Raw genomic sequence first — 22,340 nt, forward strand, 5'->3', positions numbered from 1 at the left:
TTTTCCGGTCGGTTTTGCTTCGTAAACAAATTTGATCATGAATTCGTATGCACTTCAATTCTTTTCTCGTCCTTATTGAGCAAACCTTAAAAACATAACTGCTCAATTAAATGACAGGATTCCTCAGCGCCTACGCGGGAACGACACGATAATAGACCTGTTTGAGTAATTGTTAAGTCATCCGCTGACTATATAAAAAATGAGGGGATTCCTCAGCCCGCGAAGGCGGGGAACCATCTCTGAGCGAGCTATAATGCCAATTGAGGAATGGATTCCGCCTTCGCGGGAAGGACCAAATTCCTTAACTTAAGGGCAGTGCCCCCAACCCTATCCCGCGATAACTAACTGAATTTACTAATGTCTAGTTGATTATTGATAGTCCCAAAGCACATCCGCTTTTTCCCGGGCAGCCGATTTCAACATGTTGACCAAAGGAAATGCCCGATTTGACAAGCTAACCGGCTTTTCTTCTTCCTCATCATCGAAACCCTGTTTCGAGGGAGCCTGCCGCTGTTTTTCAAGAGCAGATTGTAACATGGCCAAAGCTTCTGGAATCTGCTCTTCCGTAAGGGCGCCGGGTATTTCGCCGGAATGACCCATCATGCTTATCAATTCCTTAGCTACTTTTTCAAACATCACAATATTTTCATAGGCGTCACTGACAAATTTAACTAGCATACGAATCTCCTTTGCATCGTATTCGGGCAATCGGCTATTAACTCATTTTTAAGCGCACAATGCTATAGTGAAATAAAGGACTGTGAAATATTCAGTCAGGGAGGATGTATCATGGACGGAATCTCAATGTGGAATGCGCTGGAGTTGCGCTCGCAGCCTGCAAACTCTTTAGCTCAGGATCTCGATGTTGAAATTGCAATTGTCGGTGCCGGCATTACAGGGATCACAACAGCCCTTTATTTGATTAACGCTGGGAAAAAAGTAGCTATCCTGGAAGCAGATCAAATAGGAGGCTATACGACTAGCCGCTCAACAGGTAATTTATACACCGCCGTACAGCCGCTTTATCAGCAGATAGAAAAAAACTTTGACCTCGAAACTGCCAAAGCGGTTGCTCAGGCTCGGCAAACTGCTATTCAGTTGATTGAAACGAACGTCAATAATGAGCAACTCGACTGCAATTTTTCTCGCCGCCCCTGGTATGGCTATAGTAATGGGCCGAAGAAATCTATCCTTGATAATGAGGTCGGGGTGTTCAGCAGAATGGGTATTGGATTTGAAGAAGCTTCTGAGCTGCCATTCCCTTTCCCTTTTCAAAGGGCCATCGTAATGCCAAACCAGGCACGCTTCAATCCTTTACGCTATGTCAGAGCACTTGCGGATAAGTTACAAAAGGCAGGCTGTATGATCTTTGAAAATACCCGCGTACTTTCAATTGAGGAAGATCCGCATCCTGTGCTTTATACATCGCATAATCAAGTTCGCGCGGAGAAAGTTATTCTGGCCACCCATACACCCATTGGAGTGCATGCGATACAAACCTTTACCGCCCCTTATCGAAGTTATGTCTGCGGTTTTAAAATGCCAGAATCCTTATGTCCAGAAGGGCATTTATGGAATTTTGACAGCCATCATGTGTTATCTACCCATTCCGGTGATAAAGGTAACAGGCCGCAGATTGTTTTGATTTCTGGCGCTCATCATAAAACCGGGCAGGAAAAAAATCCCGAAAAACACTATATTGAACTGGAGTCAGATTTCCTCACCAGCCAACCTGAAGCCAAACTGGCATACCGCTGGTCTGCACAGCATTATCAATCAGCTGACGCCATACCCTATATCGGCTTTACGAATAAGAAGACACAAACTGTATTAATGGCTACTGGTTATTTCGCTGATGGTTTGATTTATGGTAGTTTGGCGGGATTGATTCTTGCTAATTTGATTATTGGCAAAGATAATGAGCTCAACCATTTATTTAAGGCAGATCGCAAAGCAAGTCTTGCCAGTTTGCCAAGCTTTTTTAAGGAAAACATGAATGTTTTAAATCAATATTTAAGCGACTTACCGCAAATTAAACAACCTCTCGTAAAAGAAATCCGAATGGGTGAAGGAAAAATTATCGAGATGGATCGGGCCAAGTTTGCTGTGTCACGTGACGCCAATAACCAACTTCATGTGGTATCGGCCGTGTGCCCGCATATGAAATGTATTGTGGACTGGAACCATAGCGAACAAACCTGGGATTGTCCTTGCCACGGCAGCCGTTTCAGCCCTGATGGGCAGGTACTGGAAGGCCCGGCAATGCAAAATCTCCCGGTAAACTCCAATTTTAAAGAAGAATAAGGAAGCAGCATGCAACTAGTATTAGTCATTTTGTTTTGTTTAACGGCTTTGGGTGGCATATATCTCGCCAGTTATGTGTTTAGCAATAGGGAAACGCCTAAGGGTGTAGCCATTGCCCATGGTAGTCTGGGGGCAATCAGTATTCTATTTTTTGTCGTACTGGCCTTTTTCTACTCTTTACCTTTAGCGGCACTTGCCATTTTTATTCTTGCTGCAATGGGCGGTATTTATATTTTCCTGAAGGATATTAAGGGCGTTCCTCCTTCGAAACTAATGGTACTCGGGCATGGACTATTGGCATTATGCGGCGTGTTAATTCTCATCCTGTGGATAGTGAAACAATGACCTATGTCAAAAAATAATCGCAAGGAAAACAAGTTAAACTGGTCGGCTTTGTTTGCAGGGGCAATTGGCGGAGTCGGCTTGAATTTTTTACTTAATCTTCTGGCCCTGGCCATTGGATTAAGTAGTTTTTCAATCGCTCAGGATGGGAGTACCCGCTTCTCATTTGCCGGCTATTCTCTATTTTGTTTTTCCGCTTTTATCGCTATGTTTTTTACTGGATGGCTGGCCGGCAAATTATCCTCCGGGCTGTTGTTGAAAAAAACATGGGGCATGGTGCATGGTTTTTTGGCCTGGTGTCTGCTGTTACTTTTCACTGTGATGCTGATTACTAATCTTATCCAATATACTGCCTTTCATGCTAATTTCACCTCGAACTTAGTCGGTATTAAAATAAGCGCCAACTCGCCGATGGTGACCGAAACACAGTCTGAGCATAAGGGAGTTTCGGCCATCCCCGATACAGAGAAAGCTAAAAAGATTCTGCGAATCAACAGCTTTCAGACTTTCTTTCTGTTTTTAACAGGTGCATTGGCCAGTTGCCTGGGCGGCTACCTGGGTTTTGTTCCGGGCAATTTGGGAAAACCATACCATGAAAGCAGCTGATTGTATTATCGATCTAATTGTCGCAGGAATTGAGAAAGCCTATGTAGTCTTTGAAGATGAGCAATTTATCGCCTTTCTCGATCACCACCCTCTTTTTCCAGGACACATTCTGCTTTCTCCCAAAACCCATATCGCCAATTTCGATGAACTGCCAATCGCGCTGGTTGAGCCATTATTTATACTGACACAGAGGCTTAGCAAAGCCATAATCAAGGCCATGCAAGCCAGTGGCAGCTTTATTGCTACGAATAATAAAGTGAGTCAAAGTATCCCTCATCTTCATATTCATATTGTCCCCAGAAATAAAGGCGATGGATTAAAAGGTTTTTTCTGGCCAAGGCAGCGATACCGGAACGATGCACATCTGCTTGAGACGCAGCTTAAGATAATTGACTGTTTGAAAGAAACATAAACCAAAGCTGGTTTGTTTTAACTGATTTCCTCGTATAATAAGCCTTTTTATAAATTCGGTGTATATCGTGTCTCAACTCAAAACATTTCGGGCCTTTTTAAATAATTCCTGGAAGTCCTATGAGAATTGTCGCAAAACGCTCTGGTGGCCATACAGTTTTTTATTGCTCACCCCGCTTGCAGTGCTGGTTCTGGCATTTGTTGTTCCGGCCTTAATGGCCAAAGCAGGATTATTTTCCGATCATTTTATGGATAGCAAGCTATATCATGGCTTTTTGCTATTGCTGTTTTATTCAGTAGCCGGCCTGTTTATTCATGCTTGTAATCTGGTATGTATGAGGCATATTGATGGGGAAGCAATTAATGAAAATACGGGTTTTGTGAGTATAAAAATGACCTGGAAAACGGTGCTGATCTTCACTGGCGCCTCTCTAATCACCTGTCTTGGCTTTGTGCTGTCTCCTTTCCTGGGGATTTTAGCCTGGTTGGTTTTTTTATTAGCAGCAACAAGCGCATCCTCTTCACCGACAACATCATTTAAATCAATTTTACAAACCAATCTGCATTTGTACAAAAATCACTATGGCAAAATAATAGGCCTGGGTTTGGCACGTCTGCTGGTTTTACTGGTTTTTATTAGCCCATTAATATTATTTGCATTGTTTCAGCACACCCCAGTCGGCCTTCGCTTTTTGACTGCCTTGCTTGCCTTTCCCTCGATGGCTTATCTATTTGTAAGACTTCTTCCCTTTTATGTGTTTCTTCCTAATTATTTTTATAAACACATGGCTTGAGCTATAGGGTGTGTTTTTAAGCACACCCTGGCATTCCCACATCTCTTTGCTCATTCTTAACTCACAATTTTTAAAATTGAAACTATACTTAGCTTGTGTGGAAAAAACTTTATAAAAAAGGATCCATTATGAAGATACAATCTCTAAGTATTTCTAAAGTTTTAACTCCCCTTGCACTGGGTGCGCTTTTGACACTCGGTATAGGTTATACCTCCAGTGCCAATGCAGCTCAAGGCTGCGGCTTCGGTAATCATATGAATTACTGGGGTCGATGCGTGCCTAATGAGCCTGGTCCCTGGGCTAAACCTGTTCCTGGCAGACCTGATTGCTGGGTAAATGATCACGGGGCTTTTCGCTGCTATCGTTGATATTTCCTTTGCTCATCACTCGTTGATGGGCAAATTCTTTATTATTGAAGTAAATCAGAGTATTCAGAAGGGAGAATTAGTGGGCTTACCACCGGCCTGTTATGTACAGGTGGAAGTCTGGTTACAGGCTTTAGGCGTCTTCATATGATGAAGCATGCTCACGGCCTGCAAGAGCTGACCTCCTGGGTAATAGTTTGAGCGGTGTAAGCCCAACTAATTCTTTCAATTAGATTAGCGCAATTATTGATCGTTTACAAGAGCTACTGTCTCTAAAAAAGACATTTTCAACCAAACTCCGGGCCAGTTCTTCTGCCTTCTAATCGCGGTAACGGATCCATTTTTGACTTTCCATTTGCAAAATCGGCAATACTGGCGGCCTGAACACTGTCATAGGGCCCATAGCTGCTTAGATGAGTGCAAAGCTGCTCGATCACCGTATAACTGTTTCGCTGATTCATCCCGCGATAAACATAATCCTTTAACGTACGACCACCGTCTCTGTTTATCAACAGCGTATGCAAGGCCAGGACTTTGGTACCCATACTCACGGCACCGCTTTCAAATAAGCGTTGATAAAATAATGCTCTATTTACACCCAGTTTTCCATGGTACCGGGCGCTGAAAAAGCCATCATGTGCAAACTGAAAACCACTATGATTTTGATAATCCTTTATATAATCCTTGATACCCTGCAATGTTCTGCTGATTAACTCATCAATGTTGGTTTCATTAATTTTTAAAACTATCGCATCATATTGCTGCATTTTTTTAAAATAAGATGCAGCGATCTTCTGATCATTATAACCAGGTTTCGGTATATACTGGCTATCATCAAAGCCTGGATATACGATACGTCCCTTTCGTGATAAACGGCCTTCTTCTATGATCTTGTCACGATGCGGGATGACTAACTCAGGAATGATATTTTTGACCATTACCTCCGAAGAAACCCGCTTTGCAATCGGGAGGCGAGAGGGATTGAAGTCATCACGAGTCCGGATAACTTCAAGCGTGTCCGCCATATTAATCAGCTGGCGAATGTAATCCACTTCTGGATGTATTGCCGCATGCAGGTCGATGAAGGTGGCATGATTATCTTTATAGCGAACAGCATCTCCAAATAGTTTGGCCAGTTTGGCTTTTTGTTCACCGGAAAGTTTCTTAAACTCCGGACTTTTCAGGTATATTTCCCTTAAATATTTTTCACAATGATTCCCACTATCTTCATCCCAGAGGTCCATACCATCACCGAGACGGCCGGTATCATGGAACAAAGTCGCAATCTGAACCATTTCGAGAAGCAGGGCAATATTATTACCCAAGCCAAGTTTCTCACAAATTTCCAGCATGGAGCTGTCATAGTCGGCATCATATTTTGTGTAGATTTGATCAATTTGAGTAATCGACTCCATGGCGGCCGAAGCGTGGGGCATACCATGCGATAGTCGAATATAGGTTTCAAAAGTGCCTGCTTCCTTTTGAATGGCAACATCGTCTCGTTTATGCTGTATCTTTTTTAAAGATACAGGGTAAGGAATTTGTAGTTTCCGTAAGTTCACAACGCTTAAAGGCTTGGAATAATAATGGAAATTTGCGTAATGGACTGCTTTATTGATATTGGACATATGCGACAACTCTACAACAAAAGTGCGCTTATTTTATCCCATTTGCGCACATATAAACAATAGAGGGGGTGTAAAAAGGAAACAATTTTTGCTTTTTATTGTTGGGCCCAGGGCCTACAGCCGTCAGGCTAAGCGCAGCAGGGGGAGAGGGTTAGGGTCACTGCCATTAAGTGAAGGACTTCTGTCATTCCCGCGAAAGGCGGGAATCTATTCATCAGTCGGCATTGCGGCTAGCTCAGAGATGGATCCCCGCCTTTCGCGGGGATGACAGTTTAATATACAATTGAGCTTAACTTAATGGCAATTAGGGTTACATTACTTCTTAGCCTGACGGCTATGGGCCAAGGGCTCTACCTAAGTACATCATTTATTACTCATTGACGAACTGCTGGATGAACTGCAGGACATCTCTTTATCATCATGAGATTCCCCGATGTGAAAATCAGTCACATCTTTAATCCTTTTTTGATAAGTATTCGGAAGCAGCAACTTAAGCTCAGCCTCCGACAGATTATTAGCAAATGTTATTTCTATTAACCTGCATTTCTTACCAAACCCTGACTTCAGCGTATACTGCTCATCCTGATTCCACCCATTTCTGATGCATTCGCGATTGAACCGATCCAGATTACGGATTGATATATACCAGATATGGGATTCAGGCTGGCTGGTTTTTTCCAGGAGATCACAACTGCTCTTGACCGTCTTGGGCAGCATCTCAGACAACTGATTAAAGGTGAGCCTGGCACTAATCACTATCATCAGCCAATGGGAACCATTGGAACGTTGTGCGGGTTGCTTTCCATCTGCATAAATACCGTTAAGGTAAACCAGCTCGTAAGTAAACCTGAACTTACTCTTTTTTACTTCATCTTTAAAGAGAGGTAATTGTTCAGTAGATATAGGCAAATAAAATTTCGGTTTTGTAAAAAATTTAGACTCTAAAAACTTTTTGACCGGCTCAACGGGCTCCTCTGGTTTTTTTGACTTAACCAAACTTCCGAAGAATGATGAGGATTGTTTTTTTGAATACATTCCTTGAAACACTAAGCAGTCCTCCCTTGAGAAAAACAGCAAACTCTCCACCGGTTTAGATGGATGAGCAGGTCTGTCAGTTTTCTCTGCATCGGGTATGAATTGCCAGAAATGGATCGGTCCGGAACTATCCTCTAGTGAACAGTTACTATAGTAGACTCTCCCAGATTCTAATGGGGTCAAAGATAAGGAGTCCTGATTATCAGAATGTTTTGAAATGATAAAGGGCAATGGCTCTGGAGCTTCCACACCTAATTCCCCTGCATGCTCTCCACAGGCGATTGACTGATTTTTATTATCTTTTACATATTTTTTAATATCATTAAAAGAAAGATTGTCGAAACTTAATAACACAGCATTCTCAGCCAACCAGGTTTTGGATATCTTGCGCATAACGATTGGCATGCGTTCTCCTTCTCAAATCTACAAAAGAAGCTATTATACACAAAATAGGTAAATTTTACACAGCAATGAAATAATTTAATCGAATTTGCTAATTCAATGTTGGTCTCAAACTAAGTCATTCCGGCGCAAGCTTGAATTCACTTCATCATGAGCTCTGTGAAACTCATCAATGGATTTCCGCCTTCGCAAAGACACCTTGTTGTGTGAAGAGAACCAAGCAATTAACCTCGTCTTTGCGAACGAAGTGAAGCAATCCAGATCGAAATTTGAACAAAGCAAGAAGCGGGATTGCTTCGCTAACGCTCGCAAAGACAGTTTTGTGCACGCATTTTTATTTACGCCACAACTCCTTCGCGGAAATGACAGAGGAATTTTTTCGATCCTTCTGAGCCAAAGTCTGCACCCGGTTCACGAAGTCTGGGCCAGGATCGGTTTTTGAGCGCTCATATTCCGGATCTTTCTCCAGCCAAAGCGGGCTATGTTTATACTCAAGATATTCATGATGCCCAATCACATGCTCGATTTGCGGATACTTGTTTTTTAAATAGCAAACCAGAAATGCATTCGCCTCTGCTTGTTGCTCTGTTAAATCATCCTTGCCATCAACTCCGCCGACATTTTCAATGCCAATAGCGTAATGATTCAGCCCAATTACATGTCTGGCCATTAAATTATCAGGCATGAGCTGATAAATACTGCCATCACGATCCACCAGATAATGGCTGGATACATTCAAGTCATCCGGAATTTCACTCCTGCGAGGGGAGTTGGCAGGTAAAGCCGGGGGATTAAATACGCGCATAGCGAGCTCAAGACTTGGCAAACAGGTCCAATGAAGAACAATCATTTTGGGCTCGATCTCAATAGAGGAGGAATCGATTCCGTAATGAGTGAATTGATATAGCCGGGTAAGCTCCACTCGCTTGTGATCAAATTGTATTGGTTTTTGCTTGATGATTTGCGGTTGATGGCAGGAAAATGCCTGCAGTTTGGCTGCAAACAGGCATAAAAACAGTCTAATTAAATTCATACACTCATTGAACTTTTTAAAACCTCATTGTTGCAGATTTAGGTTAAACAATACAGTTCTCTCAGCCGTTTCGCTTAAAAAGCAACGGAGAAACAGGCTGTATGGAATTTGACATCCCCGGCAGATGGTCTACTTTTAATTAGTGAGCTTTTTTTATGCTCAGTGGTATTTATTTCTAACAAAATATAACAAGGAGAGTTAATTATGGCTACTCAAAATCATGGCGGTGGACGAGGTTCTAACCTGACTCAGGCAGATCGTAAAAAAGGCGGTGAACACTCCCACGGCGGTCAAGGCAAAAGCCAGGGCTCTTTGAAGTCTAAAGGCGGTAAAAGCGGCAGCTCTAAAAATAAATAACTCTGAAAACCTCAGAAATCCGAAGCTGTTCCTGTAACTATTTAAAACTTTGAAATCGCTTTGCTGCTCGTGGCTTATTACCGCAGTCTCGAGCAGTAAAGCATTCAAGGTTTTTCTTTTTGTCTATACAAAAGCATAAGACCCATGGTGCTTAATTTCTGTTTCCTGATATTCAGGATATAATTTTTTGAATTCCGTATAGCAGTCTTTGAAGCGCCCTTTTTGCAATATCACCAGATGTTCCTGAAGCTCAGAGCTCTTACTCTCCTGCAGACAAACTGACAATAATTTCTGAACAGCAAACAATTCTTTTCGGCTATGCGTTTCATTAAAAAAACAGCCGCCTCGGCGAATGGCACGTTGTAAGCTGCCTATTTCTTCCCTGAGTTTATCTTCAAATCCTAAACGAGCGATGTGATTGTCGAGTGTTGGCGCTAACTCGGTAACTGACTTTTGGGTGAGCTGTCCATAAGAAGCTAATGCTTCACTGCAAAGCGCTCTGGTGCTACGATTTATTTCCTCATTGGTCTGAGTTACAAAAAAATCAGCAAGACGACTCCAGAACGAAGTCTGTTGCTGGGCATGATACTGCATTTGAGCCAGCACCTGAATGACCTTTGGGGCCCAGACTTCCGTATTATAAAATGACCCTTGCTGCACCATTGTATTGAGAGTCGACACTAACTGACGCAATTGTTTTAGTTCCATCTGAAAATTATGCCGATAGCGGCCAGTTAAAACACTCCACCAGGAACCATAGTTTTGCGTTTGCCGCACCAGTCTCTGTTCTGCCAGAAGATCTGAAATAATCGCCTGAGTTAACTGCTGGTGATAAGGATTGGTGCTTCTCATAAATAAATCAAGCTTCTGGGTGAAAGACAAGACATTGATAATTCCCTGCGGATTTACAGCCCCTGCTCTGGCAGGATCTTGCATCTCACCAGGGCTAAGTTTTATTGATTTAACCCCGGCATTTAATTCATCAGCCAGACGTCTTATTTCAATCACAACCTTCGAGCTGTTAGCAACTCGTTCTACACTGAAATGATAATTACGATGCGGAAAGCATTGTTTTAATTTTTCAGCTACTCGATCGAGTACTTGCTGCGGACTGCTTTTTGAAAAGAACGTCTCAGTAGGAAGCGTTAGTCGGGCATGACTAATGGTTTTAGGCGTTTCTCGTAATAGAGCATCAACCAGTGAATCCAGCGAATAATAATTTTCTTCAGGTTCTGCCCACAATAAACCTGTTTCTTTTGTTTTAAAAGATTCTGGAAGTTTTTTGTTGTCGCCGACAATAACTATTGAAGTATCATAAACCTGTGCCGCGTGCAGCAGGTTATCTTTTCGGATGAACTCACTGTTTCTAATAAGCTTACTGTCAGGGCCTGTAAATTCATTATCCAGGACAATCAGGGTTCCATGTGCATTGTCTGCCAGAAGCGAGCCGGCTTCTGACTCCAGCGGAAATTGCCCATAATAGGAAGTATTCCATACAGCGACTGGCTTTTGGGCAATGCTTGTCAATTGCTTCATCCAGAACTGCACTGCTTCAGGAGAGGTTTCAGCATTAATTACCAGCGTAAAACCACTCTCTGAATGCTGGTATTTGGGGGTGACCTGCACAGTAAAAACCTGTTGCTGAATCAGTGACATGGATTTATTTCTATCGATAGGCTTTAGCTGTAAATTGGCTTTATATTCACGCCTTGAGCCAAAAGCGAAGCGCTCATCAAGTACAACCCTGGCCTGCAGTTTCTCTGTTTGATCAGGGCCCAGAGTTTCGACTGCCTTTCCGTTGAGAACGACAGAATTGCTTTCATCTTCATCTACAATCTGCAGAAAAACATCTCGTCCTTCCTTACGGCCCAAGGCTTTTGTCGAGATATTTCTAACCTCTAGCTCCAAATCCAAAGGCTCACCAATAGCGACGGTATAAAATTTCTTTCTGGGCAACAATTGAACGGGATAACAGACCCTAATCGGTGATATGTCCGACTCAGCGTAAGGACGTGCAAGCCTGGTATTCATCAGTTGAACACGAAGATGGGTGGTTTCAGCATAGGGTTCACTACATTCCCCTTTTATAATAAGCGGTTCCCTGATTTTCAAAGTCAGGGGAGCTGACTGATTGTCAGCACGACCACCGGCAGGAATATCTCCCCGCACTTGTCCTGCTCCAGTTTGCTGGAAAATGCTTCGCACAGAGAGATCAACATTAACAGGCATCAACTCTACTGGGGAAGGCATACTGATTGACTGATTGTGAATGTCGTAAACCACTTGCACTGTATCACCCGGTTCAAACAGACCATGTTGCTGACCTGTCCAGTATCGCGGATTAGTTATTTTCAGTTGATAGGGGGCTGTATGTGTTGATTGAATGATTCCCTGAGAGAGAATGTGATACCTGACGCTGCCGTCAATACCCGGAGCACCTGGGTATAAAATTTCTGTTGGGGTGTAACCATCGGGGCCGTCTTTACCGTCTGGAGCATGGCTATCAATAAAGGGCAGGGGATTATAGGGCTCAAAATCCTGATGAGGGTGATGGTGGTGGTGACGGTGGTAGTGATAGTTTCCAGGGTCATCAAGGTATCTTCCACCCTTACCGCCCTTGCCCCCCTTGCCGCCTCGACCATGCCTTCCCGCTCGACCAGGCATTCCAGCGCGAACATCTGTATCGCCGACCAGGGAGAATAATGACAGATCAGCAGGATCATTCACGCAAATCTCAACCTCTCCTCCATTTCCAGCAGGACCGCCATTTGTTCCCTTTTCACCATCCTCGCCTCTCTTACCATCCTGGCCTCTTTCAGCGGGCAGATAACAGGTCGCATCACTTCCCCAGGCACCGTCAGCTCCTTTTTTACCGTCAGCTCCTATCTTTCCATCAACGCCATTACCACCCCGCGCCGATACTTCAAGACTGTCTTTTTTAGAGATAAGCCCGTTGATACGCTGTTGCCCGGAAGAAGAAGTCTCCACAGTTCCCTGATATCTCACAAAAGAAGCAGAATCTTCTGTGAGCGTAATTTTAATCTTCCCCGCAGACTCTCCTGTGTTTCCTGAAACCGATAACTTCATGGTGACGACCTCTTCTTGTGAAAATCAGATGCCTTAGTCAATCGCCTCTTTCTGTTCTTCCTTCCTTGAAATACCCAACTTTTCCTTTAATCTGGCGACTGCATCAGGATCATATTGCTTGGCAGTTTTATGTTTGACAATAATATCGGCAGCGGATTTGCCTGACTGCTGTGCTGGAGAGGGATAGTTACGCTCACCAGGCTGGTTATAATCATAGCTGGAAGAATAATGCGTGTAATGATTATTCGTGGATTTTGATGGCTCAATGCGGGCTGCTGATGTAATCACTGGTTTTATCGTTTGTAATTTTCTTGCATTGCGAACGCTTTTTTCAACCCGTTTCTTGATCTTTGCCGCGGCTCGCTCCGCTTCGTCTTCGCTTACCTGACTTGTGGCATTGCCTTGTAAATCAACCCGCATTTCACGTGCCTTGAGACAGGCCAGATAATCAAGACGACGGGTAAAAATGACTACCGCTTCACGTAATTTGCTGCGTGAGATTCCATCTTCTGCCGCTTTGTCTGCATAAACGAGTATATCCTCCATAATCCCGTTCTTTAACGGGCGGATACGCTGCGTGTTATCAAATGCCTGGGGAAACTGTTCGCAAAGCCATATCAGAGCCTGATTGCGTGATTTTTTTGACTGATTTTTCTGTGATTTATTAATCACCGCTGTTCGTGGATGAAGCTCTTGTCTTCTCATTCTGATACCTTGAGTGGATAATGATTAGAGAATTGAAAATAAACCTCGGCCAATCAACAGTCGTTGATGTAATCGCGAGGAAAGGCAGCCATTCTACAAAACAAAAAAATAAAAGTAAATTTTAACTAAACAAAATATGTACTTCATGAACAATAATATTTCTTATTCTTCAATTATATTTTGACCTGGAGGTGCTTGACTGTTCCTTTGAAGTATAGGCCGCATCGCCAAATACAATCCCCCGGTATATAATACTCTTAAATAACAGCTTTTTAGATGCTGAATGATTTCGCTGCTTACTGCGGTTTGAGCTCGATGCCCTCGACAAGCCGCGGCACGTAGGGAAGTTAATTCGCGGTATGCCGCGGACCAGGCAGTTTGTTACTGGATTTTCATGAAACCTTGGCACCAAAGTTAGGATTATCATCCATGAAATGGTTAATGTCTCTTCTAGCGCTATTTTTTCCCTGGCTGGTATTATTAATTTATGATAACCCGGGGGGTGCTATTGTCGCATTGGTGATGCAAGCCACTCTCTTTGGCTGGCTCCCCGCCAGTATGTGGGCATTAAGAGTCGTGCGGGAAAATTATAAAGAGAAAAAACGGGTTAAGAAGGCACGCAAGGCTAAAAAGGCAGAGATGGAGGCGGACTAGGTCAGGGATATCTGGCTACTCAAACCAGTCATTTCCGCGCAGGCGGAAACCCATCTCAAACAAAACACTATGCCAAATCAAAATAGATTTCCGCCTGCGCGGAAATGACAAAGTTGAAGGAGAGTAAATGACCATACGGGTAATTGTAAATGGTGCCTCAGGCAAAATGGGACGTCTTGCCTGCGAGACACTCCAGACCCAGGAGGAATTCCAATTGGTTGGAGGTCTTGGACGTGAGGATAATCTGGAAAGAACGATTGCTGAAACACAGGCATCTGTTGTAGTGGACCTAACCCGTGCCGACTCTGCCTTTAAAAACGCCATGACCATTATTAATGGCGGCGCCCACCCAGTGATCGGCACCTCCGGCTTATTACCTGCCCAAGTGGAAGAATTAAAAGCAACTTGCGCCAACTTAAAACTCGGCGGCATCATCGCCCCTAATTTCTCAATCGCCGCAGTAATGATGATGCATTTTGCAGCACTAGCTGCTAAATTTTTCCAGAATGTGGAAATTATTGAAGCGCATCATCCGCAGAAATTTGATGCGCCGTCCGGCACTGCCATTAAGACCGCTGAAATGATTGCTCAAAGCCGTCAAATTCCGCCAGAAGAAACGCTCGCACAGGAATCCATTCTCGGAGCTCGCGGCGGTCAGCATGAAGGGATCCCCATTCATTCTATCCGCCTGCCCGGAATTCTGGCCCGCCAGCAAGTCCTGTTTGGCAGTCAGGGAGAAACCCTGTCTATAGTTCATGACAGCCTTGATCGCAGCTCTTTTATGCCAGGTTTGCTGCTGTCATGTCGAAAGGTTATTCAGTTGGACCAGATGATCTACGGACTGGAAAACCTGTTAGACTTCTAGGCGTTTTAATTCAATCCCCTTGCTCTCCCTCAGTTCATTTGGGCCGCAATATCCACACCGCCCACAGCTTCATCCATTAAGGGGATTGCTGCATTCTTCGCAAAGGCCAGGTCTCTCTTTTCCTTAAGCGTTTTCATGGCCGCACTATATTTCTCACCTGGAGGAGCTGAGTCTCTCAGTTTAAGAATGGCTTCATAAACTTCCTTAGTATCTTTATCACGATAGTCAGATGAGCGGCTTCCCAAAATATAATAAATCTCCGCTAGAATTCTAGTGGAATCATCCTGCCGGCTAGTTGCCTTCTTCATAAAATCAATACCGCCAGGCATAGCATCGACGTAGGACGTTTTATTCCAAAAAGGAATACTCTTGCCAAACACATAGCGCTTGTCTTTCCAGAAAGCCGTTTCACCTGTTAATATCTTTATTGATTCCAGTAAATCAACGGTTTGCTGGTTGTCCAGTCGTTGCGCGGCCATAATACACTTGGATAAACCATTAAATATCAAGCCTTTTTTATGTCCTTCTGATACCTGAGAAGGATGCGCCTGCTTAAAGGCAGCTATTTTTTTAACTTCGTTATTCGTGGCATTTTTATCATCGCAAAGCAGGGAATTTTCAAAAGGTTTCATCTTCTCTTCAATTGCCTGTGCAATATCTCTGGGAAAGTAATTCGCGGGTGTTTTAATGCCTTCGGTTCCCGGCGCGTTTTCATCAGCAAATTCATGAGCATGCCGATCAACATAAAGATCAGAAACTATATCCACAAAGTTGTCTCGCTTTACTCCGAACTCATTAAATTGAGGCCATTCACCATAAAGTTCATAGTAAATCTGCATTGCATCGGTATGAATAATTTCCAATGCTTTCCTGTCCTTACCGCTGACACATGATCCATAACTGGCTGCGTTGATAAAATCAGCCAATAAATGTTCATAGGAACTTAGGGTCAGTTCTCTACCAGTATAGTCCCGAAAATTGGTTGTGAATGGACCAGACTCCAGGGTTTTCTGGTAAGCCTCAATTAATTTCTCCAAAGCCGAGGTTTTGGGAAATACTGACTTCGCAGCATTGAGTAACTCCAGACAGTTTGGATCATCTGCTACCGTATAAAGCAGCCGTTTTGCCATATTCAGCGCATGGTTTTTAGTAAGTATCCTAAACTTGTCTTTCGGGGCATTGGCAATAACCCATTTACGCATGCCATCGAGATACTGATCCGGCACCCCAACTAATGAGGCACCCATCACAGGGCTGATTAAAGTCTGAAGAAACACTGTAGTTTTCTGATAACGCTGCTCAACAAGTTCAAGGACTCGTTTAAAATTAAGAAGAGCATGCGATTCACCGATAGGCTTGGGCTGTGACTTCACATCACGAGAGGCCAGATGGCTGCTACGCAGCCTGGGAGTAAACTTCTTTTTTTCGCTGCAGTCCGCATAAAGCATTGCGCAATTATGTTCAGCCAGATTAGCCAAACCCGGAATGCTTCTTAACCGGCTCGGCAAAAAATGCACCACATCTTCAATTCGTTCACTTTTATCAAGGGCCGCTTTTAACAGTTTCTGTTCGGCAAGGGGGAGGTACACGAACCAGCTTGGCAGGTCACGAATGGTTTTAATGTATTCATCCGTAGTCTTGGTAAAATTCTCACGAAGGCTTTTGCCAAGCTCATGAAGCTTGCCCTCAACCCGTTCAAAACTGTTTCCTTCAGAAATCAATAATACCCGAATTAACTGCCGGCGATTCTCTGATATTGCCTGAAACCACTTCGGCTGGTTTTTGACAGAGCCATCAATAATTGCCAGATAATCGGCATTGCTGAGCGCCTTGGCGTCCGTTATCTTGCGCCACCAGGCGATTATCGCATTATTTTCACTGTTAAGCTGGGTGGCAGTCTGGCATTCCTCAGGAGAGGTGAGAAAAAACACCTGCTGATAATAGGGAAGTGTATCGAGCCACTTGGGTAAGTCAGAAAGATAGGTCTTCTTAATCTTTGCAAGATCATCGATGGTTTCTTTGGAGCAGGCGGGTAATGTATTCTCCCAGTTCAGAATAAAACCTTCACTGAATTGAGATATTTTACTGAGCGAGGCTAAGTTGTTACGCCCTTTCTGCATGATGACATATTGCTCAGCCCGATTGAGTAAACTCACTGCATCCCTGACACGATAGGGCCAATTCCAATTGTCAATCAGTGAGTTCACCAGCATGCCTGTGAAACTGGCTAATACTTCCTGATATTTATCCTGGTCGCCCAGCTCGGGCAGCTGATTACTCTGTTTACAAAATTCCAGATATTTCCTAAGTTCTTCAGGCATGCAACTTGAAGGGGTAATTGACTGGTAAATAAACTCAAAAGCCTCTGCCAGAATATCCATCCGGCGTTGATAAATTTCTTTTAAATCAGGTGTCTTTTCGTGTTCCTTAATCACTAAATCGTCAAGACTATCCAATTTAAGCTGAGATTTCAGATTTTGCTTCATTTCTGAAGTCAGAACGAGTCCTTTTTCAACCCTCAAGATTGTTTTTGGCATTTTGCATCGATCCTTGCATGCTTAGGTCATTTTATTATTGATTAAAAAGCCAAACTTAACAATTTTTTGTTAGTATTTTCAAATAGAAAATTGTTTGCCCTTCATTTTTCCAAAAAAAAGGACGATTTTTCAAGTCATTTCTTTCATGTTAAGATGCTTGTTTTCATCAAAGAAAGGTTAAAGGATGACCCTCCTCAATACAAGAGATTACACCGGCTACTCAGAAAGTAGTTTGGAAGAAGCCATTGCCCAGGCGCTCGCCAAGTCAGGCAAGGATCATGATCAGGTCAAAATCATTGAAACCCGAAGCGCTCAGCCTCAGGACAACAAGCGCTATTATCAGGCAACTTTGTCTACATTTAGCGAATTTTGATAAGAAAGCCGGCCCTTTCTTCAACAGGAGTGAAAAGATGGAAACTTCCATTGGGCATTTTATTAATGGCAAAATAACCATTAATGACAGTAAAAACACGCATCAGGTTTATAATCCAGCTCTCGGCGAAATCATTGCTGAAGTCCATTTTGCGGGCGAACAGATCTGTGAACAGGCCATTTCCGCTGCTGAGAAAGCAGGCAGCGCCTGGGCTGAAACACCGCCGCTCAAACGAGCCCGCGTTTTTTTCAAATTCCGCGAGCTGCTGGAAAAAAATCAGAATGAATTAGCTGCGATCGTTAATCGCGAGCATGGCAAAACTATCGATGATGCGAAGGGTTCTATTGCCCGGGCCATTGAGGTAGTTGAGTTTCACTGCGGGCTTGTCAGCCATTTGCAAGGTCAGTTTTCCGCTGAGGTTAGCACAGGAATTGATAGCCATACTCTCTATCAGCCGCTGGGAATCTGCGCCGGTGTTTCACCTTTCAATTTTCCGGTTATGGTTCCCGTATGGATGATGATCCCGGCGATTGCCTGCGGAAATACTTTTTTATTAAAACCCTCAGAGCAAGATCCCTCGGCCCCACTTCGACTTCTGGAATTACTTGACGATGCCGGTCTGCCTCCGGGAGTGGCCAATTGCATTCAGGGTAATAAGGATACCGTGGACTATCTGCTTCGCCATCCCAAAATCAAAGCATTCACTGCAGTCGCTTCTACTCCAGTCGCCGAATATATCTATACAGAAGCCTGTGCACATGGCAAGCGCGCGCATACCTTCGGCGGTGCCAAGAATCACTGCGTTATTATGCCAGACGCGGACTTCGCCCAGGCAGCCCAGGCAGTCACAGGAGCAGCCTATGGTTCAGCCGGAGAACGCTGTATGGCTATTTCCGCTGTAGTTGCTGTAGGTGATGAGACCGCTGATCGCTTCATTAATGAAATAAATCCACTGATTAAAGCAATTAAAGTGGACGCCGGAGATGTGGCAGGCTGCGATATGGGACCTCTGATTAGTAAAGCCCATAAAGAACGTGTTGTTGAGGCTATTTCCAATGGTATTGAAGAAGGCGCCAGACTCTTGATAGACGGACGCTCATTTACTCATCCACAGCATCCTCAGGGATTTTTTGTCGGACCGACCTTATTTGATCATGTCACTGAATCCATGAGTATTTATCAGAAAGAAATTTTTGGCCCGGTGCTCATTGTACTTCGCGTGCAAAGCTTTGATGAAGCTCTGGCCCTGGTTAACCGTAATCAATATGGTAATGGTACCGCCATATTTACCCGTGATGGCTATACCGCCCGAAGATACAGTCAGGAAGTTCAGGTGGGCATGGTCGGGGTTAATATTCCGATTCCTGTTCCCATTGTTAATCATCCTTTTGGCGGCTGGAAGCATTCTTCTTTTGGCAATACCAATATGCATGCTCTGGAAAGTATTCATTTTTATACTCACCGCAAAACGGTGACCAGCAAATGGCCTTTAACCCATTTGAAGCAGAATGCGTTTGTAATGCCGACTCACGATTAATAGCAAAGAGAATAAGGAGAGGCCACATGGCAAAAATTGGATTTGTTGGATTAGGCCATATGGGATTGCCAATGGCTATTAATCTGGTAAAAGCAGGTCATGACGTGACTGGCTTTGATTTACAGGCAAGCGCTCTTGACGCCCTGGTGGAAGCGGGGGGTTATGCGGCCAAAAAACTTCATGATACCGCCAGAGATAATGAAGTGATTATTACTATGCTGCAATCCGGCTCGCAGGTCGAACAGGTTTGCCAGGGTGAAGATGGTCTGTATGCGACAGCCAGACACGCCATTCATATCGACTGCTCATCGATTGATGTACAAACCAGCAGGAAGCTCCATCAGCTGGCTGCTGATAAACAACTTCTGTCTCTGGACGCGCCAGTCTCTGGCGGCGTTGCCGGCGCTAAAGCGGGTACGCTGACATTCATGGTGGGCGGCAGGGAATATGCTCTGGATAAAGCCAAAACCGTGCTGAACAGCATGGGAAAACGGATTATTTATGCTGGAAAGGCGGGAAGCGGTCAGGCAGCAAAAATCTGCAATAATATGATTCTTGGTGCCACCATGATTGCGGTTTCAGAAGCCTTCACTCTCGCTCAGGCATTGGGCTTGTCGGCTGAAAAACTCCATGAAGTGGTTAATTCCTCGTCCGGCCAATGCTGGGTCACTTCAAAATATATGCCGGTGCCGGATGTGATACCAGATGTCCCCGCCAATAGTGATTACCATCCCGGGTTTACAGTGGCCATGATGTTGAAAGATTTAATGCTGAGTCAAAAGGCTGCCACCATGACTGGAGTTCATACTCCAGTTACCGGAAGAGCCACCTTGCTCTACCAGCAGTTTAGCGAAGCCGGATTTAGTGAGCTTGATTTTTCTGCCATTATCAAGGCATTGAACGTATAAGGTTTTTTCTATGAACAGTCATTCAGGCGCTCTCAATTTTTGGGCTTCTGTCGCTAATAAGCAAATCAGCTGGTATGCCCCCTGGAAAGCAGTGATGCAGGGGGGCTTCAGTCAGGGATTTACCCAATGGTTTGTCGATGGCAAATTAAATGTATGTTTCAATTGCGTGGACCGGCATTTGCCCCACCGTGCTGAAAAACCCGCAATTATCTGGGAGGGTGATGAAGAACATGAGCAACGGACTTTAAGCTTTTCCGACTTGCATGAGGAAGTCTGCCGTATGGCAAATGCCTTGAAGAAGCTGGGCATTCATAAAGGTGATACGGTCGCTATTTATTTACCGATGATACCGGAAGCGGCCATTGCTATGCTTGCCTGTGCTCGCATTGGAGCAATCCATACTGTCGTCTTTGCAGGATTTTCCGCCCATGCTCTGCGACAAAGAATTCAGGCTGCGGCTTGTAAATTACTGATTACCGCTAATGGCTATCAGCGTGGCGGTAAATTTTATGCGTTAAAAGAGCAGGCAGATGAAGCCAGTGCAAACCTGGCATTGAAAACCCTGATTATCTGCTCTACCCATCGCGCAATTGATTTTAACCCCGCTGTTAATTTTTACTGGGATGAGTTGCGTGAGCAGGTTAGTAATGATTGCCCGCCGGAATGGATGGATGCTGAGGATCCGCTGTTTATTCTTTATACCTCCGGAAGCACCGGACAACCCAAAGGACTAGTACATTCCTGTGGCGGCTATATTGTCCAGACTACTTATAGTCACCAACTGGTTTTTGGATGCAGGGAAGAGGATGTCTTCTGGTGTACTGCTGATGTCGGCTGGATTACCGGCCACAGCTATGTCGTTTATGGCCCTTTGGGAAATGGCACCACCACACTGATGTATGCGGGCATCCCCAATTGGCCTAATCCATCACGCTGCTGGAAGATTATCGATAAATATAAGGTTAATGTATTCTATACCGCGCCTACCGCCTTAAGAGCTCTTAAACGGGCTGGCGATGAATGGCTAAATGACAGCTCAAGAACATCGTTGCGGCTGTTAGGTACAGTGGGTGAACCGATTAACCCGGAAGTATGGGAGTGGTACTATCAGCAGGTCGGCGCCGAATGTTGTCCGATAGTAGACACCTGGTGGCAAACTGAAACAGGCGCTATCATGATAAGCGAACAACCACCCTATCAGCACCAGAAAGCGGGTTCTGCCTCCCAGCCTATGCCAGGCATTTTCCCTATCCTGCTCAATGATGAGGACGAAGAACTGGTTGGACCCGCACAGGGCGCACTGGCTATTAAATTCCCCTGGCCGGCAATGGCGAGAACTATTCAGGGCGATCATGAGCGCTACCGCAAGACCTATTTCAGAGGCGATTACTATATTACTGGAGACGGCGCCAGACGAGACGAAGAAGGCAACTTCTGGCTTTTGGGAAGAATTGACGATGTATTGAATGTTTCTGGCCATCGCCTTGGAACTGCTGAAATTGAAAGTGCGCTGGTGTTACATCCTGCAGTTGCCGAAGCCGCTGTTGTGGGCATTCCCCATCCTATTAAAGGAGAGGGCGTACTAGCCTTTGTCAGTTTGAAGACAGGTTATCAAGCGAATAGCCCATTAAAACAGGCTTTAATTAATTTAGTGATTGACGAAATTGGCGCCATTGCCAAACCAGAAAATATTCAATGGGTTACTGATTTGCCTAAAACGCGATCCGGAAAAATCATGCGCCGCATCCTTCGACTGATTGCCGCTGGCAAAGCGACATCCATTAGCGATTTGGGGGATATTTCGACTCTGTCTAACCCGCAGATAGTAGATGAACTATTAAAAATAAAGATTGAATAGTGACAATCCTGGGCAGCCTGTCCATTAAGTTAGAGAGTGTTCATTAAACTATGTCATTACTCACAAGCATGCCGTCATCTCGAACGCAGTGAGAGATCTTCCAAATCCTGGTTTGTGCCGCATCCGGAGATCTCTCACTGCGTTCGAGATGACGTGACACAGTTTGATGCACAATCTCTTATTTTGGTCATTCACGCGCGCCAACGCCTTCGCGGGGATGACAGCCTAAATATACAATGGAGCTTAACTAATGGCAGCGACCCAGAAATTATGTCATTACTCACAGGCACGCCGTCATCTCGAACGCAGTGAGAGATCTTCCAAATCCTGGTTTGTGCCGCATCCGGAGATCTCTCACTGCGTTCGAGATGACGTGACACAGTTTGATGCACACTCTCTTATTTTGGTCATTCACACGCGCCAACGCCTTCGCGGGGATGGCAGCCTCAATATACAATGGAGCTTAACTAATGGCAGCGACCCAGAAATTATGTCATTACTCACAGGCACGCCGTCATCTCGAACGCAGTGAGAGATCT

At 44.4% G+C, this 22,340-nt stretch carries 21 protein-coding genes and 1 other RNA gene; 14 read left to right on the top strand and 8 right to left on the bottom strand.

The features are described 5' to 3' along the window. Positions 1–369: 369 nt before the first annotated feature. Positions 370–678, bottom strand: a complete 309-nt coding sequence (locus E1O89_RS14930; RefSeq protein WP_112218985.1) for a DUF1840 domain-containing protein — start codon at positions 676–678, stop codon at positions 370–372. Positions 679–789: 111 nt separating this feature from the next. On the opposite strand from E1O89_RS14930, the gene E1O89_RS14935 reads away from it, so the two are divergent. The 6 genes from E1O89_RS14935 to E1O89_RS14960 all read left to right on the top strand — a co-directional run bounded on the left by E1O89_RS14935 (position 790) and on the right by E1O89_RS14960 (position 4,825). Further along, on the top strand, positions 790–2,304 hold the full coding sequence (locus tag E1O89_RS14935) for an FAD-dependent oxidoreductase (RefSeq protein WP_133140854.1): 1,515 nt from the start codon (positions 790–792) through the stop codon (positions 2,302–2,304). 9 nt (positions 2,305–2,313) lie between these two features. Continuing rightward, positions 2,314–2,649 (top strand): hypothetical protein, encoded by a 336-nt coding sequence (locus E1O89_RS14940; RefSeq protein ID WP_133140855.1) that lies wholly within the window; start codon positions 2,314–2,316, stop codon positions 2,647–2,649. 3 nt (positions 2,650–2,652) lie between these two features. Continuing rightward, positions 2,653–3,252: a hypothetical protein gene (locus E1O89_RS14945; RefSeq protein ID WP_133140856.1), complete on the top strand. Its 600-nt coding sequence runs from the start codon at positions 2,653–2,655 to the stop codon at positions 3,250–3,252. Beyond that, positions 3,239–3,664, top strand: a complete 426-nt coding sequence (locus E1O89_RS14950; RefSeq protein WP_133140857.1) for an HIT family protein — start codon at positions 3,239–3,241, stop codon at positions 3,662–3,664. Before E1O89_RS14945 ends, E1O89_RS14950 begins: the two co-directional genes overlap by 14 nt. 67 nt (positions 3,665–3,731) lie before the next feature. Continuing rightward, complete coding sequence (locus E1O89_RS14955) at positions 3,732–4,457, top strand: hypothetical protein (protein WP_133140858.1); 726 nt, start codon at positions 3,732–3,734, stop codon at positions 4,455–4,457. A gap of 128 nt (positions 4,458–4,585) precedes the next feature. Further along, positions 4,586–4,825 (top strand): GCG_CRPN prefix-to-repeats domain-containing protein, encoded by a 240-nt coding sequence (locus tag E1O89_RS14960; RefSeq protein ID WP_112218979.1) that lies wholly within the window; start codon positions 4,586–4,588, stop codon positions 4,823–4,825. A gap of 66 nt (positions 4,826–4,891) precedes the next feature. Here E1O89_RS14960 and ssrS read toward each other — a convergent pair. The 4 genes from ssrS to E1O89_RS14980 form a co-directional block, all read right to left on the bottom strand. Next, a non-coding RNA gene (gene ssrS, locus E1O89_RS14965) (6S RNA) lies at positions 4,892–5,049 on the bottom strand. A gap of 60 nt (positions 5,050–5,109) precedes the next feature. Beyond that, positions 5,110–6,450: a hypothetical protein gene (locus E1O89_RS14970; RefSeq protein WP_133140859.1), complete on the bottom strand. Its 1,341-nt coding sequence runs from the start codon at positions 6,448–6,450 to the stop codon at positions 5,110–5,112. A 363-nt stretch (positions 6,451–6,813) separates the two neighbouring features. After that, entirely contained in the window at positions 6,814–7,890 is a 1,077-nt protein-coding gene (locus tag E1O89_RS14975; RefSeq protein WP_133140860.1) for a hypothetical protein, read from the bottom strand. Between the two features lie 331 nt (positions 7,891–8,221). Beyond that, entirely contained in the window at positions 8,222–8,920 is a 699-nt protein-coding gene (locus E1O89_RS14980) for an N-acetylmuramoyl-L-alanine amidase (protein ID WP_133140861.1), read from the bottom strand. A 204-nt stretch (positions 8,921–9,124) separates the two neighbouring features. Between E1O89_RS14980 and E1O89_RS15510 the strand changes: the two genes are divergently transcribed. Continuing rightward, a complete protein-coding gene (locus tag E1O89_RS15510; RefSeq protein WP_165483179.1) occupies positions 9,125–9,277 on the top strand; it encodes a hypothetical protein in 153 nt (50 codons plus the stop codon). 123 nt (positions 9,278–9,400) lie between these two features. Here the strand turns inward: E1O89_RS15510 and E1O89_RS14985 are convergent, their stop codons facing one another. Both E1O89_RS14985 and E1O89_RS14990 read right to left on the bottom strand, forming a co-directional pair. Next, positions 9,401–12,364, bottom strand: coding sequence for a collagen-like protein (locus E1O89_RS14985; RefSeq protein ID WP_133140862.1), 2,964 nt, complete (start codon positions 12,362–12,364; stop codon positions 9,401–9,403). A 33-nt stretch (positions 12,365–12,397) separates the two neighbouring features. Further along, on the bottom strand, positions 12,398–13,069 hold the full coding sequence (locus tag E1O89_RS14990) for a ProQ/FinO family protein (protein ID WP_133140863.1): 672 nt from the start codon (positions 13,067–13,069) through the stop codon (positions 12,398–12,400). Positions 13,070–13,498: 429 nt separating this feature from the next. On the opposite strand from E1O89_RS14990, the gene E1O89_RS14995 reads away from it, so the two are divergent. Together E1O89_RS14995 and dapB are read left to right on the top strand one after the other, a co-directional pair. Beyond that, positions 13,499–13,723 (top strand): hypothetical protein, encoded by a 225-nt coding sequence (locus E1O89_RS14995; protein WP_133140864.1) that lies wholly within the window; start codon positions 13,499–13,501, stop codon positions 13,721–13,723. 127 nt (positions 13,724–13,850) lie between these two features. Continuing rightward, entirely contained in the window at positions 13,851–14,588 is a 738-nt protein-coding gene (gene dapB / locus E1O89_RS15000; protein ID WP_133140865.1) for a 4-hydroxy-tetrahydrodipicolinate reductase, read from the top strand. A 29-nt stretch (positions 14,589–14,617) separates the two neighbouring features. On the opposite strand, the gene E1O89_RS15005 is transcribed toward dapB, so the two are convergent. Then, positions 14,618–17,125: a hypothetical protein gene (locus E1O89_RS15005; RefSeq protein ID WP_133140866.1), complete on the bottom strand. Its 2,508-nt coding sequence runs from the start codon at positions 17,123–17,125 to the stop codon at positions 14,618–14,620. A gap of 184 nt (positions 17,126–17,309) precedes the next feature. On the opposite strand from E1O89_RS15005, the gene E1O89_RS15010 reads away from it, so the two are divergent. The 5 genes from E1O89_RS15010 (at position 17,310) to E1O89_RS15030 (ending at position 22,333) form a co-directional block, all read left to right on the top strand. After that, positions 17,310–17,498 carry a hypothetical protein gene (locus E1O89_RS15010; protein WP_133140867.1) on the top strand — a complete coding sequence of 63 codons (189 nt, stop codon included), beginning with the start codon at positions 17,310–17,312 and terminating at the stop codon, positions 17,496–17,498. A 37-nt stretch (positions 17,499–17,535) separates the two neighbouring features. Beyond that, positions 17,536–19,035, top strand: a complete 1,500-nt coding sequence (locus E1O89_RS15015) for a CoA-acylating methylmalonate-semialdehyde dehydrogenase (RefSeq protein ID WP_133140868.1) — start codon at positions 17,536–17,538, stop codon at positions 19,033–19,035. 26 nt (positions 19,036–19,061) lie between these two features. Further along, positions 19,062–19,943: a 3-hydroxyisobutyrate dehydrogenase gene (gene mmsB / locus E1O89_RS15020; protein WP_133140869.1), complete on the top strand. Its 882-nt coding sequence runs from the start codon at positions 19,062–19,064 to the stop codon at positions 19,941–19,943. A gap of 10 nt (positions 19,944–19,953) precedes the next feature. Beyond that, positions 19,954–21,801, top strand: coding sequence for an acetate--CoA ligase (gene acs, locus E1O89_RS15025; RefSeq protein WP_133140870.1), 1,848 nt, complete (start codon positions 19,954–19,956; stop codon positions 21,799–21,801). Between the two features lie 250 nt (positions 21,802–22,051). Further along, entirely contained in the window at positions 22,052–22,333 is a 282-nt protein-coding gene (locus tag E1O89_RS15030) for a hypothetical protein (protein ID WP_133140871.1), read from the top strand. The last annotated feature ends 7 nt before the right edge of the window (positions 22,334–22,340 follow it).

Source organism: Legionella genomosp. 1, from assembly GCF_900640215.1.
Lineage (GTDB): Bacteria > Pseudomonadota > Gammaproteobacteria > Legionellales > Legionellaceae > Legionella_C > Legionella_C quinlivanii_A.